Source organism: Vibrio sp. JPW-9-11-11 (assembly GCF_013369335.1).
Taxonomy (GTDB): Bacteria; Pseudomonadota; Gammaproteobacteria; order Enterobacterales; family Vibrionaceae; genus Vibrio.
Genome location: NZ_SZQJ01000001.1, coordinates 126,189 through 144,425, shown reverse-complemented (window position 1 = coordinate 144,425; position 18,237 = coordinate 126,189). Strand labels below are relative to the sequence as shown.

At 49.4% G+C, this 18,237-nt stretch carries 14 protein-coding genes; 11 read left to right on the top strand and 3 right to left on the bottom strand.

Features of this window, described 5'->3' with window-relative positions; genetic code table 11:
- Positions 1-47: 47 nt before the first annotated feature.
- Both FCU94_RS00685 and FCU94_RS00680 read right to left on the bottom strand, forming a co-directional pair.
- On the bottom strand, positions 48-3,494 hold the full coding sequence (locus FCU94_RS00685) for a PAS domain-containing hybrid sensor histidine kinase/response regulator (RefSeq protein ID WP_176286662.1): 3,447 nt from the start codon (positions 3,492-3,494) through the stop codon (positions 48-50).
- 94 nt (positions 3,495-3,588) lie between these two features.
- Positions 3,589-4,773 carry a 3-phenylpropionate MFS transporter gene (locus FCU94_RS00680; RefSeq protein WP_176286661.1) on the bottom strand — a complete coding sequence of 395 codons (1,185 nt, stop codon included), beginning with the start codon at positions 4,771-4,773 and terminating at the stop codon, positions 3,589-3,591.
- Positions 4,774-4,977: 204 nt separating this feature from the next.
- Here FCU94_RS00680 and FCU94_RS00675 point away from each other — a divergent pair, with 204 nt between their 5' ends.
- The 10 genes from FCU94_RS00675 to FCU94_RS00630 all read left to right on the top strand — a co-directional run bounded on the left by FCU94_RS00675 (position 4,978) and on the right by FCU94_RS00630 (position 15,870).
- Positions 4,978-6,804, top strand: coding sequence for a DUF294 nucleotidyltransferase-like domain-containing protein (locus FCU94_RS00675; RefSeq protein WP_176286660.1), 1,827 nt, complete (start codon positions 4,978-4,980; stop codon positions 6,802-6,804).
- A gap of 9 nt (positions 6,805-6,813) precedes the next feature.
- A complete protein-coding gene (locus FCU94_RS00670; protein ID WP_176286659.1) occupies positions 6,814-7,446 on the top strand; it encodes a 3'-5' exonuclease in 633 nt (210 codons plus the stop codon).
- A gap of 211 nt (positions 7,447-7,657) precedes the next feature.
- Positions 7,658-9,607 carry an acetate--CoA ligase gene (gene acs, locus FCU94_RS00665; RefSeq protein ID WP_176286658.1) on the top strand — a complete coding sequence of 650 codons (1,950 nt, stop codon included), beginning with the start codon at positions 7,658-7,660 and terminating at the stop codon, positions 9,605-9,607.
- A gap of 295 nt (positions 9,608-9,902) precedes the next feature.
- A complete protein-coding gene (gene aroQ / locus FCU94_RS00660) occupies positions 9,903-10,352 on the top strand; it encodes a type II 3-dehydroquinate dehydratase (protein ID WP_176286657.1) in 450 nt (149 codons plus the stop codon).
- A gap of 60 nt (positions 10,353-10,412) precedes the next feature.
- Complete coding sequence (gene accB, locus FCU94_RS00655; protein ID WP_176286656.1) at positions 10,413-10,874, top strand: acetyl-CoA carboxylase biotin carboxyl carrier protein; 462 nt, start codon at positions 10,413-10,415, stop codon at positions 10,872-10,874.
- 15 nt (positions 10,875-10,889) lie between these two features.
- Positions 10,890-12,233: an acetyl-CoA carboxylase biotin carboxylase subunit gene (accC, locus tag FCU94_RS00650; RefSeq protein ID WP_176286655.1), complete on the top strand. Its 1,344-nt coding sequence runs from the start codon at positions 10,890-10,892 to the stop codon at positions 12,231-12,233.
- A gap of 124 nt (positions 12,234-12,357) precedes the next feature.
- Positions 12,358-13,245, top strand: coding sequence for a 50S ribosomal protein L11 methyltransferase (prmA, locus tag FCU94_RS00645; RefSeq protein WP_176286654.1), 888 nt, complete (start codon positions 12,358-12,360; stop codon positions 13,243-13,245).
- Between the two features lie 139 nt (positions 13,246-13,384).
- The gene (gene dusB / locus FCU94_RS00640) at positions 13,385-14,347 is read left to right on the top strand and encodes a tRNA dihydrouridine synthase DusB (RefSeq protein WP_176286653.1); all 963 of its coding nucleotides are present in this window, start codon (positions 13,385-13,387) and stop codon (positions 14,345-14,347) included.
- Positions 14,348-14,419: 72 nt separating this feature from the next.
- Positions 14,420-14,716, top strand: a complete 297-nt coding sequence (gene fis / locus FCU94_RS00635; protein ID WP_000462885.1) for a DNA-binding transcriptional regulator Fis — start codon at positions 14,420-14,422, stop codon at positions 14,714-14,716.
- Positions 14,717-14,889: 173 nt separating this feature from the next.
- Positions 14,890-15,870: a GGDEF domain-containing protein gene (locus FCU94_RS00630; RefSeq protein ID WP_176286652.1), complete on the top strand. Its 981-nt coding sequence runs from the start codon at positions 14,890-14,892 to the stop codon at positions 15,868-15,870.
- Here FCU94_RS00630 and zntR read toward each other — a convergent pair.
- Positions 15,867-16,295, bottom strand: a complete 429-nt coding sequence (zntR, locus tag FCU94_RS00625; protein ID WP_176286651.1) for a Zn(2+)-responsive transcriptional regulator — start codon at positions 16,293-16,295, stop codon at positions 15,867-15,869. The two genes, FCU94_RS00630 and zntR, sit on opposite strands and share 4 nt — an antisense overlap.
- Before the next feature lie 282 nt (positions 16,296-16,577).
- On the opposite strand from zntR, the gene purH reads away from it, so the two are divergent.
- Positions 16,578-18,170, top strand: coding sequence for a bifunctional phosphoribosylaminoimidazolecarboxamide formyltransferase/IMP cyclohydrolase (purH, locus tag FCU94_RS00620; protein WP_176286650.1), 1,593 nt, complete (start codon positions 16,578-16,580; stop codon positions 18,168-18,170).
- The last annotated feature ends 67 nt before the right edge of the window (positions 18,171-18,237 follow it).

The window sequence follows — 18,237 nt, the reverse complement described above, 5'->3', positions numbered from 1 at the left end:
AAGCAGTAAACCACAAAGGGTTGACGTTTTGGTCAACCCTTTTTTATTTACTCAGCGATCTGCCTCTCTACACGATTTAATACCGCTCTCAACTTAAGTGGCTTAACCGGTTTGGGGATAAAGCTAAATCCATTCGACTTAATCCCATCAAGCATATCATCGGTTCGATCGGCGCTGATGATCACCCCAATAAAGCTACCTCCCATGCGCAATCGACACTGCTGCAACACCTCGAGACCTGTCCGGCCATGATCCAAGCGATAATCGGATAAGATAACATCAGGACTCCACTGCTCATCGATTTGCTGCAACGTCGAAACAAGGTCAACCGCGGTACGCACCTGACACCCCCAGCGACCGAGCAAATTCTCCATTCCCACCAAAATGTCTTGTTCATTGTCGACACATAACACCTTAAGATGACTGAGATCAGACACACTAGCGGACTGTACAGCTTTTACCGGGGCGACAGCTTTTTCACCGCGCGTCAATGTAATGGAAAATACACTGCCTTTTCCTGGCCAGGAGCGCATGGTGATTTGATGCCCCAACACATGAGCAATCCCTTTTGAAATCGCCAGCCCTAACCCCAAGCCTTGATCTGAACGCACCTGACTGCCGCGGTTAAATTCTTCAAAGATCTCTTGCTGCTTGTCTTCATCGATCCCCATCCCATTGTCCCACACATCGATCCGCGCTTGACCGCTGACCCGCCGCACGCCAAGCACCACTTTACCCTTAGGGTTGTAACGAAACGCATTGGTGAGGAAGTTTTGCACCACTCGGCGCAGCAACTTAGGGTCAGATTCAACAATCAACTGACTTGGGATCATCGAGAACTCAATGCCTTGCTGCTTGGCCAAGGCGCTAAACTCGGCATTAAGGTTGGCCAATACATCATTGATGGCAAAGCCGTGCACATGTACATCGAGCTTGCCCGATTCAAGGCGCGAGATATCGAGCAAATCGCCAATCAAATCTTCCGCCGCCCCCAAGGCACTCTCAATATGCTGAGAAAGTTGCCTAGTTTCCGGCTCGCGCGCCACTTCAGATAGAGATGACGCAAATAGACGCGCCGCATTGAGCGGCTGCATTAAATCATGACTGACCGCGGCTAAAAAGCGCGATTTAGACTGGGATTCCTGTTCAGAGCGCTGAGTGGCCGATACCAACTTTTTGTTTAACTGCTCGAGCTCTTGAGTGCGCTCTTTTACTCGCTCTTCAAGGGTTTCATTGGCATCTTTAAGCGCCTGCTCAGCATCACGGAACACGGTAATATCGGTAAAACTCATCACAAAGCCGCCCCCCGGCATCGGGTTGCCCTGCACTTCAATCACTCGTCCATCTGGGCGAACCCGAGACGAGGTATGCCGAGTGCCTTGTTCTAAGTGATATACCCGGCGACGCACATGCTCTTCAGGATCGCCAGGGCCACACAAGCCGCACTCGGCATTGTGACGAATCACATCGGCAATGGGCCTACCGACTTGAATCAAGCCCGCCGGAAAAGTAAACAACTCAAGGTAGCGCTGATTCCAAGCCACCAAACGCAGTTGCTTATCCACCACCGCAATGCCCTGACCGATATGTTCAATCGCCCCTTGCAATAGACCGCGACTAAAGTCATACAGCTCGGAAGCTTCATCGACAATCGTCGCGACCTCTTCGAGCTGCATGTTTCTGCCTTGCAGCGCCGAAGTAAGGACTAACTTCGCAGAAGACGCACCAAACACACCCGCCAACACCCTCTCCGTATGACGAATCAGCGTCGATGGGGCTTGCTGATTGGGCATCAACGTTTCGCGCTGCTGTTGCCAGTACTGGCGAAAAGCACTACGCACCCGCTGGCGACCAACAAAACGTGAGGCCAACATTTCCAGCTCGCCGACCGTGACTCGACTTTGGTATAAGCTCATGTTTTCGCTTTCTGGCAGCGGTGTACCAACAAAGGAAGCAGACTGCAAGCGCTCACTCAAGCTAGCGCGCGTCATGCTCGACACTAGTAGGTAACACAAGGTATTGAGTGTCACGCTGAGTACGATACCCCAGTCAGAATTGGTCACATCCAGCGCTTGGAGCCACGCCGGCGGTGTGATCATCCAGAGTAAAAAGTTATTCTCAGCACTGCCTGCCAGCATGTCGGTTTGGCTCATTAAGGTAACCAGCCACAAGGTAAAGCCGACCGCGAGCCCGACGTACACCCCTTTACGATTGCCTTGGCGCCAATACATACCGCCGATCAGCGCTGGGGCAAATTGGGTGATGGCCGCAAAGGAGAGAAAACCGATGGCAGAAAGTGAGTGAATACTTCCTAACGCTTGATAAAAACCCCACGCGCCAAGTAGTAACAATAAAATCAACCCACGGCGGATCACCAACAACAAGCCAGAGAAATGACGATGAGTGCGCTGCGAGAGACGCATACGACGCAGCAAAAGTGGCATCACCAGATCATTGGAGACCATGATTGCCAATGCGATGGTCGACACGATCACCATGCCACTCGCCGCAGAGGTGCCGCCTAAAAAGGCCAGCAACGCGACATCTTGCGCCCCGACCGCCATCGGCAAGCTAATCACGTAAGTATCAGGGCTGGCATCGGTCAGTAACGCTTGGCCGACCCAAGCAATCGGCAACACAAACAGCCCCATCAGAATTAGATAGACAGGAAACAACCAGCGCGCGGTATGCAGGTCTTGTGCGCGCTCATTCTCTACCACCATGGTATGGAACTGACGGGGTAGGCAGAGAATCGCCAGCATGGTTAACACCGTATGGATCAACAAGGTGGGAAAGTTGGGCGACTGGTAGGTTTGCTGTGCCACTTCAAACAACTCTACATCGGTACGTTTGAGCGCCAGAAAAAGAATAAACAGGCCCACGGCCAAAAAGGCCACCAGTTTGATAATCGACTCAAAGGCGATGGCCATCATCATGCCGCGGTGGTGCTCGGTATTGTCGATGTGCCGCGTACCAAACAGCATGGTAAACATCGCCAGCGCCAGCACGACAAACCATGACACATCAAAGCCTGAGCCTTCAAATTGAACCGAAAGTTCTGGAGCAATGATCTCCAGCCCCATGGTAATGCCTCTTAGCTGCAGAGCGATATAAGGTAAGATGCCTGCGACCGCGATCAGCGTGACCACTACCGCAAGTCCTTGAGACTTACCATAGCGCGCAGCAATAAAATCGGCGATTGACGTAATGTGCTCACGCTTAGCGGTGAGGATCAACCGAGCTAGGATGCGCCAGCCGAGGGTAAACACCAGAATCGGTGCAATGTAGATAGGTAAAAACGACCAAGGGTTGCTACTTGCCTGCCCTACCGTGCCGTAAAATGTCCACGAGGTACAATAGACCGCGATCGACAAGCTATAGACCCATGGCCGCCATTTCGCGAGCCAAGAGTGACGCTTATCGCCATACCAAGCGATGACAAACAGTAAACCGAGATACAACAGTGATACGGTGATCACGAGCCAACCCTGCATCAGATATCCTTATCTTTTGATGACACAAAAAAGCTCTCCCATGCGGAGAGCTTTTATTTAACTAAGGATAACCAGCTAACTCAATCAGATAGGTTTAATTCTGTGCATTGGGCTCGGCTTTGATGCCATCGTCGATGCGCTGAGATTGCGGCTCGACACGAATCATTAGCGCCAATACTCCCATCGCCGCCATCGCCCAAAATACATTGGCGCCCCAGTGCTCGTAGCCCCAACCACTCAACGTGGTCATCAAGGCGATAAAAGCCCCAAGCGGAATCGCATTGTACAACGCTTGCAGCGCCACCATCTTACGTTGCTCAGAATGTTGGATGTACTGAATCGCCGCAATGTGGGCCATGGCAAAAGTCACACCGTGCAATAGTTGAATCAAAACCAAAGCGAGTAACACGGTAGTGGAAGCCGTCATGCCCCAGCGAACAATCACCCCAACCGAGGCGACCAGAAACAGGGCGCGCAGAGTCCAGCCAGAGAACAAGCGTTTACTGAGTGCAAACACCGCCACTTCCGCCACCACACCTAAGCTCCACAGGTAGCCGATAATATCTTCCGAGTAACCCGCCTCTTTCCAATAGATAGAACTAAAGCTGTAATAGGCGGCATGACTGCCCTGAATCAAAGCGACGAGAATAAGAAACTTAATAACGGGCCCTTCTGCGAGCAGCTCGCTCAGTTTAGGTCGCTGCATGTTCTCTTCACTGGTGGTGATAGGCATAGGTTGAGTACTGCGCAAAGAGAACACCCACGCGGCAATCACGCCCGCCAGCGCCGTGTACAAGATCATGTCACTGCCAAACTGAGCGACGAGAAAGCCCACCACGGTAGAGCCAGCAATAAAAGCGATCGAGCCCCACAATCGGGTGCGTCCATAATCGAGCATTTTTAACCGAGCGTAATAGTTGGCCATCGCATCAGACAGCGGCACCGCTGGCCCGCAACAAAGGTTGAACAATACCGTCGCCAGCGCCATCAGCCAAAAGTTGCCTCCAGTAAAAAAGTGAAAACCGATGAACAGAATAGCGGCCAAACTGAGCCAGCGCAGTGCAGGCATCAGGTGTTCGACTTTATGAATACGTGGTGTCAGCACCATGTTGGCAAGACAACGCGTGGCAAAACCAATCCCCACCAGCAAGCCAATATCGGTTGGCGAGACTCCTTGCTCCTCGAACCACAAGGCCCAAAACGGCAAATAAACACCATAGGCAAAAAAGAAACCGACAAAATACTGGGAAATCCAGCCGTAAGGAGAAGGGGTGAGCATGGTGACCTCTTGAAGTTATTAGGGGCAGTTAACCCTAGAGCGGGAGTATTATCGTTTGCTTATTGTTAATTAAAAAGGGAACAATTGGCACAAGAGTGTTTCCTTATTCTCACTTCAGTCGCTGCGTTCGACCAAAGTCGTCTGGCGCGATGCGCAATATCGAGCAAAAATAAACCGATACTGAGTTCGCATTGTAGGTTCACCATGCCAGAAAAATTTAACATGCACTCCCCGCCTTTCGACCGCCTAGATCCCCAACAACAAGATAAGTTGCGCGGTTCGTTAGACGTTGCCTACTTTCGTACCAATGAAACCCTGCTCAAACCCGGTAGTGCGAGTCAACACCTACATATATTGATCAAAGGCGCAGTCGAAGAGCGCTCTGACGACAACAAAGAGATCTTCGCCCACTACGCCAACGATGACCTGTTTGATGTACGCTCATTGTTTGATGATACAGTCAAGCATCGCTATATCGCCCTGGAAGACACTCTCTCCTATTTACTGCCTAAAGCCGTATTCCTTGAGCTATACAATCAAAATGGTCAATTTGCCGCCTACTTTGATAACAATCTCGCCAAGCGCCAAGAGCTGATAGAGGCGGCGCAGCAGCAGCAAAACTTAGCAGAGTTCATCCTCACTAAAGTCGACAAAGCCATCTATCATCCACCGATGATCTTATCTCCAGAGCAGCCTCTTAACGAAGTGACACGCACGTTAAAAGAGAACGGCATAGACTCCGCCTTAGTGAGGCTCAGCGATAACGACATCCGCCTTATCGAGGATCTGCACGCACTGCCCTACGGCATCATTACCCGCACCAATATGCTCCATGCGGTGATGCTCGACGGCCACCCGCTCGAGACCCCGGTAGGTAAAATTGCTACCTTTCCTGTGGTGCATGTCGAAGACGGGGAGTTTCTGTTTAATGCCATGATCAAAATGACCCGCAACCGGATGAAACGCGTGATGGTCTCAGACGGCAAAGAAGCGGTCGGTATGCTCGACATGACCCAAATATTGAGCGCCTTCTCCACTCACTCACACGTGTTAACACTCAGCATCGCGCGTTCAAGCAGCATCGAAGAACTCGCGCTCGCCTCAAACCGTCAACGTCAACTAGTCGAAAGCCTACTCAACAACGGCATTCGCACCCGATTTATCATGGAGCTCATCTCGGCGGTCAACGAGCAGATCATCGAAAAAGCGTTTGAACTGATTGTTCCTCCTGCCCTTCACGATCACTGTTGCTTGATCGTTTTAGGCTCTGAAGGGCGCGGGGAACAAATACTCAAAACTGACCAAGACAATGCCCTTATCGTCAAAGATGGCTTTGAATGGCATCAATGTGCAGCCGTAATGGACAAGCTGACCCATACTCTGCAGCAGCTCGGTTATCCGCTCTGCCCAGGCAATGTGATGGTTAATAATCCGAAATGGGTCAAAAGCCAAAGCGAGTGGAAGAAAACCCTCACTCAATGGTCAAAAGCGACCTCGTCCGAACAGGTGATGGATTTAGCGATTTTCACCGACGCGCACGCGGTGGCAGGCAATAAATCGCTGCTTGAACCCGTCACTGAACACCTGAAAACCACTATGTTGAACAACATGTTGGCACTGCAAGGCTTCGCTCGTCCGGCGTTACTGTTTTCGCTTCCTCTCACTTTGTTTGGCAACGTCAAACGTGAGAAAGACGGCTTAGACGTCAAGAGCGGCGGTATTTTTCCGATCGTGCATGGTATTCGAACTCTGTCTCTAGAGTACGGTATCGCGGAAAAAAACACCTTCGAGCGCATTGAGGCGCTGAGGCGCAAAAAAATTCTCGAACCCGATACAGCGGATAACCTCAGCGAGGCGCTCAAGTTACTGTTTAAACTCAGGCTCAATCAGCAGTTGACCCATCAACACAGCCATAACCGTATAGACATCAAACAGATCGATCGCACCGAGCGCGACTTGCTACGCCATGGCCTACACGTGGTGAAAAAGTTTAAGCAGTTCTTGGGCTATCATTATCAAATACGCGATTGAGGACGTGTGATGAACTGGATTTCACGCCGATATTGGTTTTACAAACTAAAAGGGTCGCCTTATCAGCCGCTATTCGCTTCAGTAACAAAGGGCGAATACGTGTCGCTCGACTGTGAAACCACCAGCTTAGATCCAAACCGTGCAGAATTAGTCACCATCGCAGCGACCAAGATCATCGACAATCGCATCTTGACCAGCACCCCGTTTGAAGTGCGCCTGCGTGCGCCACAATCACTTGACTCTGGCTCAATAAAAATCCACAAAATACGCCATCAAGACTTGGCCGACGGCATCGATGAAAAGCAAGCCCTGATTCAACTGCTTGAGTTTATCGGTAACCGCCCGCTGGTTGGTTACCATATCCGTTATGACAAAAAGATCCTCGATCTTGCCTGCCGCAAACAACTAGGCTTCCCGCTCCCTAACCCTCTTATTGAGGTCAGCCAAATCTATCATGACAAACTAGAACAACATCTGCCAAACGCCTATTTCGACCTCAGTCTGGATGCGATTTGTCGCCACCTTGACCTACCCCTGCAAGACAAACATGACGCATTGCAAGACGCAATCGCTGCAGCATTAGTCTTTGTTCGCCTTACAAAAGGTGATCTCCCTAGTCTCAATCTGCCCTACACGCGCTGAACATTCCTTAGACATAACTCTCAATTTCAAACATAGATCATTAATTATTAAGCAGATTATTCGCTCTCATCCTAAAGTCTAATTGTCGAATTCACGCCTGTACTGGAAAGTTATAGGTATCAGGATTTTGCGACGTTATGACCAAGCGGTCAGATCGTTTTAAACGGACACTTGCTCAATTCAATCAGAATTAAGCACAAGGAGATAAGCAATGAGTGAAGCCCATATCTATCCGGTAAAAGAGAACATCAAAAAAACCACACACGCGGATAACGATACTTACCAAGCCATGTATCAACAGTCTGTGACCGATCCGGTTGGATTCTGGAGCGAGCACGGCAAAATTGTTGATTGGATTAAACCATTCACCAAAGTCAAAAATACTTCGTTTGATACTGGTCACGTCGATATTCGCTGGTTCGAAGACGGCACACTCAATGTTTCTGCCAACTGTATTGACCGTCACCTTGCTGAACGTGGTGATGACGTCGCCATTATCTGGGAAGGTGACGACCCTAACGACGACAACACACTGACCTTCAAAGAGCTGCACAAAGAAGTGTGTGAGTTCTCTAACGCACTAAAAGAGCAAGGCGTACGCAAAGGCGACGTGGTCTGCTTATATATGCCAATGGTGACCGAAGCAGCGGTGGCAATGCTTGCCTGTACGCGTATTGGTGCGGTACACACTGTCGTATTTGGTGGTTTCTCTCCAGAGGCCCTATCAGGGCGCATCATTGACTCGGATGCCAAAGTGGTGATTACCGCTGACGAAGGCGTACGCGGCGGTCGCGCAGTCCCATTGAAGAAAAACGTCGATGAAGCACTGACTAACCCAGAAGTGAAAACCATCGAAAAAGTAATTGTGATGAAACGTACTGGTGGTGACATTGAATGGCACGACCATCGTGATGTTTGGTGGCACGAGGCAACTGCCAATGTGTCGTCTGACTGCCCGCCAGAAGAGATGAAAGCGGAAGATCCGCTATTCATTCTTTATACATCGGGCTCAACCGGTAAGCCAAAAGGCGTTCTACATACTACTGGCGGCTACCTCGTCTACGCGGCAATGACGTTCAAATACGTGTTCGATTACCAACCCGGTGAAACCTTTTGGTGTACCGCCGATGTGGGTTGGATCACGGGTCACACTTACTTAATCTATGGTCCACTTGCCAATGGCGCGAAAACGATTCTATTCGAAGGTGTACCAAACTACCCAAGCACCAACCGCATGAGCCAAGTGGTCGATAAGCATCAAGTGAATATCCTCTACACCGCGCCAACAGCGATTCGCGCTCTGATGGCGAAAGGCAATGAAGCGGTTGAAGGTACCTCACGTAGCAGCTTGCGCATCATGGGCTCCGTTGGTGAACCGATTAACCCAGAGGCGTGGGAGTGGTACTACAAAACCATCGGTAACGAAAACTCACCAATCGTCGATACTTGGTGGCAAACCGAAACTGGCGGCATACTTATCGCACCACTGCCTGGGGCAACCGATCTCAAACCGGGTTCGGCAACGCGTCCATTCTTCGGTGTTCAGCCTGCGCTAGTGGATAACATGGGTAATATCATTGAAGGGGCAACGGACGGAAACCTAGTGATTCTCGATTCATGGCCGGGTCAGATGCGCACCGTTTACGGCGACCATGACCGCTTTGAGCAAACCTACTTCTCAACCTTTAAAGGCATGTACTTTACTAGTGACGGAGCTCGCCGCGACGAAGACGGCTACTACTGGATCACCGGTCGTGTCGATGACGTACTCAACGTTTCCGGTCACCGTATGGGTACCGCAGAAATTGAATCTGCTCTGGTCGCTCACGACAAAATTGCCGAGGCAGCAATTGTCGGCATTCCGCACGATATCAAAGGCCAAGCCATTTACGCTTACATCACACTCAACGATGGCGAGTTCCCAAGCGCAGAACTGCACAAAGAAGTCAAAAATTGGGTACGAAAAGAGATTGGTCCTATCGCCACGCCCGATGTGTTGCACTGGACAGACTCACTACCTAAGACACGTTCAGGTAAGATCATGCGTCGTATCCTACGTAAAATTGCCACTGGCGATACGAGCAACTTAGGCGATACCTCAACGCTGGCGGATCCAAGCGTGGTGGATAAGTTGATTGCCGAGAAAGCCGAACTCGCTTAATCCTCTTTAATCGTCTGAGATTTTTCAAACCGTCACTCTGTGGCGGTTTGCTGTTTTTGAGCCCCATGAACCACAGACCAGCCACTGGAGTGGCACAGAAATGTTACCTTGATTACAAATTTACCGTTTCAAACAGGGAGATTAGACCAGTAAATTGCTGCGATTTGCGCTGAATTAGCTATAATCTTGGTCTATTTCAAAGATCCGCTGCTATTTCTTAAAAATTAGCATGCTGAATCCGAGATTATATGGGAATATTCTAGTTCATATCATGAAGTAGGAAGATGGCAGCATAATGACAGCAAAATCACGCATTCTTGTCTTAAATGGTCCAAATCTAAACCTGTTAGGTCTACGTGAACCCGCTCATTACGGTTCTTCAACCCTACCACAGATTATCGCCACTTTAACCAAGCAAGCTCACGCCGCAGGAGTCGAACTCGACCACCTCCAATCTAACCGTGAGTATGAGTTGATCGAAGCGATTCATGCCGCTTACAACCAAGCGGATTTTATCATCATCAATCCTGCCGCGTTCACTCACACCAGTGTCGCGCTCAGAGATGCTCTGCTTGGTGTTGCCATCCCATTTATCGAAGTACATTTATCCAATGTGCATGCGCGAGAGCCGTTTCGTCACCACTCTTACCTGTCCGATAAGGCGCAAGGGGTGATCTGCGGTCTCGGTGCACAAGGTTACGAATTCGCTTTGTCTGCCGCGATCAAATCGCTACAGGCTGAGTAACTCAACACTCTGCAGCTCAATTTGAGCTGTCTTATTCACAAGATAAAAGAGAAAGAAAAAATGGATATCCGTAAAATCAAGAAGCTTATCGAGTTAGTAGAAGAGTCTGGCATTGCCGAGCTAGAAATCTCTGAAGGTGAAGAGTCGGTACGCATCAGCCGTAACGGTACAGCAGCACCTGCGCCAGTTCATTACGCAGCAGCGCCTGCACCAGTTGCAGCTCCAGCGCCAGCCGCGGCACCAGCAGCACCTGCTTCTGAAGCAGCAGCGGCACCAGCAGCACCTGCGGGTCATCAAGTTCTTTCTCCAATGGTCGGTACTTTCTACCGTTCTCCAAGCCCAGATTCGAAAGCGTTTGTTGAAGTGGGTCAATCTGTGAGCGCTGGCGATACTCTATGCATCGTTGAAGCAATGAAGATGATGAACCAAATCGAAGCAGATAAGTCTGGCGTTGTCACTGCTATCCTAGTTGAAGACGGCCAACCAGTTGAATTCGACCAACCACTTGTTGTTATCGAATAATAGAGGCTCTCTCTTATGCTAGATAAATTAGTCATCGCGAACCGAGGCGAAATTGCGCTTCGAATTCTTCGCGCATGTAAAGAACTCGGTATTAAAACGGTCGCGGTTCACTCTACTGCCGATCGCGACCTTAAGCACGTACTACTGGCAGACGAAGCCATCTGTATCGGTCCTGCTCGCGGTATCGATAGCTACCTAAACATTCCGCGCATCATCTCTGCTGCAGAAGTAACTGGCGCAGTGGCGATTCACCCTGGCTACGGTTTCCTATCAGAAAACGCAGACTTCGCAGAACAAGTAGAGCGCAGCGGTTTCATCTTCGTTGGCCCGAAAGCCGATACTATCCGCATGATGGGTGACAAAGTATCAGCGATCACCGCGATGAAAAAAGCGGGCGTCCCTTGTGTACCTGGCTCAGATGGTCCGCTCGATAATGATGATGCGAAGAACAAAGCGCACGCCAAACGTATTGGCTACCCAGTGATTATCAAAGCCTCTGGCGGCGGCGGCGGTCGTGGTATGCGTGTCGTTCGATCTGAAGGCGAACTGGTTGAAGCGATTGCCATGACTCGCGCAGAAGCCAAAGCAGCATTCAACAACGATATGGTTTACATGGAGAAATTCCTAGAAAACCCTCGTCACGTTGAAGTCCAAGTGATTGCTGACGGTCAAGGCGGAGCGATCCATCTTGGTGAGCGTGACTGTTCAATGCAGCGTCGCCACCAAAAGGTGGTTGAGGAAGCGCCAGCACCAGGCATCACTGAAGAGATGCGTAAATACATCGGTGAACGTTGTACCCGAGCTTGTCTAGAGATCGGGTACCGCGGCGCAGGTACGTTTGAGTTCCTATACGAAAACGGCGAATTCTACTTCATCGAGATGAACACCCGTATTCAGGTAGAGCACCCTGTGACTGAAATGGTCACCGGCGTAGACCTCATCAAGGAGCAGCTTCGTGTTGCGGCTGGCCAGCCTCTGTCATTTACTCAAGATGACATCAAGATTCGCGGCCATGCGATTGAGTGTCGTATTAACGCTGAAGACCCAGAGCGCTTCCTACCATCACCAGGTAAAATCGAGCGTTTCCATTCTCCAGGCGGTATGGGCGTGCGTTGGGAATCGCACATCTACACCGGCTATACTGTGCCACCTCACTACGATTCGATGATCGGTAAACTGATCACATTCGGTGAAAACCGCGATGTAGCGATTGCTCGCATGAAGAACGCACTGGGTGAGATGATCGTAGAAGGCATCAAAACCAATGTGCCTCTACAAGAAAGCATTATGAATGATGAGAACTTCCAGCACGGTGGTGCCAACATTCATTACCTAGAGAAAAAGCTAGGCCTTCAATAAGAGACTAGGTGCGAAAACTCTTTTCCTAAATGCTCACTTCGGTGAGCATTTTTTGTTTACGCCTATAATCTCAGCAGAGATCTGCTAAACTCTGCGCAAATTTTATTTTTGAGAGCAGATAGCCATGCCTTGGATTCAAATCAAACTCAATGCCACCAACGAAAGTGCTGAGCAAATCGGTGATATGCTGATGGAAGAGACCGGCGCCTTGTCCGTCACCTTCCTAGATGCTCACGACACGCCAGTGTTTGAACCGTTGCCAGGTGAAACACGCCTTTGGGGCGATACCGACATCCTTGCGCTGTATGACGCTGAAGCGGACACAGATTTTATTATCGAGCAGACCAAACTAAGCGGGCTATTAGCGGAAGGCTTTGCTTACAAGATCGAACAGCTTGAAGATAAAGATTGGGAACGCGAGTGGATGGATAACTTCCACCCAATGAAGTTCGGCGAGCGGCTCTGGATCTGCCCAAGCTGGCGTGACATCCCAGAGCCTGACGCGGTCAACGTAATGCTCGACCCAGGCCTAGCGTTTGGCACAGGCACCCACCCAACCACAGCCCTCTGTCTAGAGTGGCTTGAACAGCTCGACCTATCTGGAAAAACGGTGATCGACTTTGGTTGTGGTTCAGGCATCCTTGCGATCGCCGCGATCAAGCTTGGAGCAGAAAAAGTTATCGGGATCGATATCGATCCTCAAGCTCTGCTCGCGTCTAAAGACAACGCTGAACGCAACGGCGTTGCTGACAAGCTTGAAGTCTTCCTACCTCAAGAGCAACCACAAGGTCTTATCGCAGATGTCGTGGTAGCCAATATTCTAGCTGGTCCACTGCGTGAGCTATCACCAATTATTAAGTCATTAGTCAAGCCAAACGGTGAGCTTGCCATGTCTGGTGTACTCGATACGCAAGCCGAAGATGTTGCAAACTATTACCGTGACGAACTTCACATTGATCCAATCAAAGAACAGAGCGAATGGTGCCGCATCTCTGGGCGCAAGCAAGGCTAGGCAAGACTTTGCGAGCTAATTGACTGATTTTTAGGCATTTTGAAGAAACAATTTGTAAATGCTCAAATATTAGTCTTTTCACAGCGCTAAAAAATGCGTAAAATGCGCGCCCTTACTGGTTCTAAGCTGTGAAGACGTTTTGAAAATTGGAAATTACCAACTCAAGAATAATCTTATCGTTGCTCCTATGGCTGGGGTAACCGATAGACCATTTAGAGAGTTGTGTCTCCGCTATGGCGCGGGAATGGCAGTCAGTGAAATGATGTCATCCAATCCCAAACTGTGGGAAACGTCTAAGTCAAAGCAACGCATGGTACATGAAGGCGAATCGGGCATTCGCTCTGTACAAATTGCCGGTGCTGATCCACAACTGATGGCCGATGCTGCTCAGTTCAATGTTGAAAACGGTGCGCAAATCATCGATATCAACATGGGCTGCCCAGCAAAGAAAGTAAATAAAAAGCTCGCGGGCTCTGCGTTGCTACAGTACCCGAATATCATTGAAGATATTCTAAAATCAGTAGTCGATGCAGTGGATGTCCCTGTGACATTGAAAACTCGTACGGGCTGGGACACAGAAAACAAAAACTGTGTTCAAATTGCGAAATTAGCCGAAGACTGCGGCATACAAGCTTTAGCGCTACATGGGCGCACCAAGGCGTGTATGTACAAAGGCGAGGCGGAATACGACAGCATTAAAGCGGTTAAGCAAGCCGTCTCAATACCGGTTATCGCTAATGGTGATATCGATAGCCCAGAGAAAGCCAAGCAGGTTCTGGAGTACACCGGCGCCGACGCTTTAATGATTGGACGCCCTGCCCAAGGACGTCCGTGGATTTTTCAGGAAATCCAACACTTTTTGGAAAACGGCACCACAATGCCTGCGCTTCCGCTTGCGGAAGTCAAAGACATTCTGCTCGGTCATGTTCGTGCTCTCCATACTTTCTATGGTGAGTATTTAGGCCCAAGAATCGCGCGTAAGCACGTAGGTTGGTACCTAAAGGAACATGAACAAGCGAGTGAGTTTCGCCGTACCTTCAACGCACTGGATGCAGCCCCGCTGCAACTAGAGGCGCTCGAAGAGTATTTTGATTTAGCCTGAGTCATTGAAGCTATTGCCTCAACGACCACGGCTTAACGTTGCATCATAATTAAGAGAAGAGCTAGACCGAATATGTTCGAACAAAATCTGACTTCAGAAGCATTAACAGTAACTACAGTAACGTCACAAGACCAGATTACGCAGAAGCCTTTACGTGACTCTGTTAAAGCATCTCTTAAAAACTACTTGGCCCAACTAAACGGCCAAGAAGTCACTGAACTATACGAATTAGTTCTAGCTGAAGTAGAACAGCCACTACTAGATACCATCATGCAGTACACTCGCGGCAACCAAACTCGCGCAGCCACTATGATGGGTATCAACCGCGGTACTCTTCGCAAGAAACTTAAGAAATACGGCATGAACTAATCGTTCATTCGTGCATTTATCGATTGAAGCCGGGCTCACTCTATGAGCCCGGCTTTTTTATATCAACCAGATTAATAATCGCGCAAAGATTCATCAATCTGTGATCAATTGCGATTGCTTATGAAAAAGTGACCGATATAATGAAAAATTAAGACTTTTTTTGAGCGCTCTACATGATTGATATGCAAAAGGAAGAATGGCTAAGCTTGATGCTTAGAGAACTGCCTGATCGTCTATTGATCATGTCCGCTGAAGGTATCGTCATGGAGGCCTTCGGTGAGCCTTCTGCCTCTTATCCATCCGCTTCTCGTCACCTAATCGGTCAACATTTCCGTCAACTACTGCCTGATCAAATCATCGAGCGCTTCACTCACCACTTCTCCCAAGCACTTAGCTCAAATACTCGCAACCAACTTCACTACTCGCTGCGTGTTAGTGAGCAGTTGCAAATGTCTATTGAGGCGCTGGATGAGTGGCAAGAGCATGAACAGCGGTGGTTTGAAGCCAACTTAAAACCGATAACCTTGAGCAACGGGCTTCAGTACGTTCTGTGGCAAGAGCGGGAGGTGACTCAGAGTTACTTACAACACACCGAGCTCAAAAAGTTGGCAGAAACCGATGAGTTAACCGGCATACTTAACCGACGCGCGTTTATGGCGCACTTAGAGCGAGAATTTGACCGCCCTCATCAGCGCCACTTCAGTTGCTTGATGATCGATATTGACCATTTTAAAGAGATCAACGATCAAGTCGGGCACCTTTCTGGCGACGAGGTCATTACGCAAGTGGCACAGATTTGCAAAACCATGGTCCGTAGTCATGATCATATTGGTCGTCTAGGGGGAGAAGAATTTGGTGTTCTCTTAACCGACACCAACGCCATTCAAGCCTATGACATCGCCGAGCGCATTCGCCAAAGTGTGGCTTCAACACCTTGCCATGTCGATGGTCATGTTATTGTTCCGACCGTCAGTATTGGTATCGCTGAGCTCAACACTCAGGTCGCGTCAGTGCGCGAATTAATGGTACAAGCAGACAAAGCCATGTACTACTCAAAGCAGACCGGGCGTGATCAAGTGACCCTCTATTATGACAACCTACCGCAAATCAAAACCAACACAAATCTGAACGTGAATATTCGCCGCGCCTCTTAACCGTCTTGTTTTTCCGTCGGCTCTTCACTCGCCAATGCGGTTAAAATAGAACAGTGGCTAGCATCATCATCGACGTGTCCACAGCAAGCATCATTAATTTTTTTCAAAGCACTACGAATTCGGGTCAACTCAGCGATCTTTTCATCGATAAGACGGAGTTTAGCCGATGTGATCGCCTTCACTTCCGCGCAGCTGTGCTCCGTCGCTTCTAAACGAATCTCTAGTAACTCGCGAATTTCTTCCAAACTCAAGCCTAGGTCTTTAGCGCGGATAATAAAATTCACTTGCTGCTGATTGGCGTCATTATATAAACGATAGCCAGAGTCACTGCGTCCCGCGGGTTTAATTAGCTGGTTTTTCTCGTAAAAACGCAACGTATCCGCCGTGACTTGGCAGCGTTTTGCCAACTCGCCGATCTGAAACATAAGACTTCCTATTTAACCCTTTCATTACGTTTATCATAAAGAATGGCTATTTTTGCAATTATTTTTGCGATGCCAAACGATTGCGCGAGCTTTTTTGTAATAAATTAGTTAGAATGTGCGCCACCAATCTCAGAGACTCATTTTGTATCATTCGATGATGACAAAGGTCTTTACCAAAACTGGCCAATCTCTTACCCGTTAGCAATATAACAGAGCGTAAGAACAAGTTCATTTTTGGCAAATATCTTTATATTAACTCTGTGACTTTGAGGAAATGGAAGCATGACTAACGCTCGTCCTATTCGCCGCGCTTTAATTAGCGTATCAGACAAGACTGGTATCGTAGAATTTGCTCAGGCTCTTTCTGAGCGTGGCGTGGATATCTTATCGACTGGCGGCACGGCACGCCTACTGGCAGAACAAGGTATCTCGGTAACGGAAGTGTCCGACTACACAGGTTTCCCAGAAATGATGGACGGTCGTGTTAAGACCCTGCACCCAAAAGTTCATGGTGGTGTACTGGGCCGTCGTGGTCAAGACGATGACGTGATGGAAAAACACGGCATCAATCCTATCGATATGGTAGTGGTTAACCTTTACCCATTCGCAGAAACCGTCGCCAAAGCGGGTTGCACTCTCGCCGATGCGGTTGAGAACATCGACATCGGTGGTCCGACTATGGTTCGCTCTGCAGCGAAAAACCACAAAGACGTGACGATTGTTGTTAATGCTCACGACTACGACCGCGTTATCGCTGAGATGGACGCTAACGACAAGTCTCTTACTCTAGACACTCGTTTCGACCTTGCTATCGCAGCATTTGAGCACACTGCGGCATACGACGGCATGATCGCTAACTACTTCGGCACTATGGTTCCTAGCTACGGCGAGAACAAAGAAGGTGACGAAGAGTCTAAATTCCCTCGCACTTTCAACCAGCAGTTCGAGAAGAAGCAAGACATGCGCTACGGTGAGAACAGCCACCAAGCAGCCGCTTTCTACGTTGAAGCAAACCCTGAAGAAGCGTCCGTTTCAACGGCTCGCCAAATCCAAGGCAAAGCCCTTTCTTACAACAACATCGCTGACACTGACGCAGCGCTTGAATGTGTCAAAGAGTTCGACCAACCTGCCTGTGTCATCGTCAAGCACGCCAATCCATGTGGCGTGGCATTAGGTAGCAACATTCTTGAAGCGTACGATCGCGCCTACAAAACCGATCCAACATCCGCATTTGGCGGCATCATCGCCTTCAACCAAGAGCTAGACGCCGAAACAGCGACGGCTATCGTCGAGCGTCAGTTTGTGGAAGTAATCATCGCCCCTTCTGTATCAGCTGAAGCGATTGAAGTGGTTGCCGCGAAGAAGAACGTTCGCCTACTAGAGTGTGGCGAGTGGACAACCAAGACGACCGGTTTTGATGTGAAGCGCGTTAACGGCGGCCTACTGGTTCAAGACCGTGACCAAGGCATGGTAAGCCTAGATGACCTTAAAGTGGTTTCTAAGCGTCAGCCAACCGAAGAAGAACTTAAAGATGCGCTATTCTGCTGGAAAGTCGCGAAGTACGTGAAATCGAACGCGATTGTTTACTCTAAAGGTGACATGACAATCGGTGTCGGCGCAGGCCAAATGAGCCGCGTATACTCTGCGAAGATCGCTGGCATTAAAGCCGCGGACGAAGGTCTACAAGTTGAGGGCTGTGTAATGGCTTCAGATGCGTTCTTCCCATTCCGTGACGGTATCGACGCGGCAGCAGAAGCAGGCATCAAGTGTGTGATTCAACCGGGTGGGTCTATGCGTGATGACGAAGTGATCGCAGCGGCTGACGAACACGACATGGCAATGATCTTTACGGGTATGCGTCACTTCCGTCACTAGAAAGATACGAGAGCGCTTCGCGCAAGTGGAGAATAGCGAGTATTGTAAAATAGAACGACTCGCTACT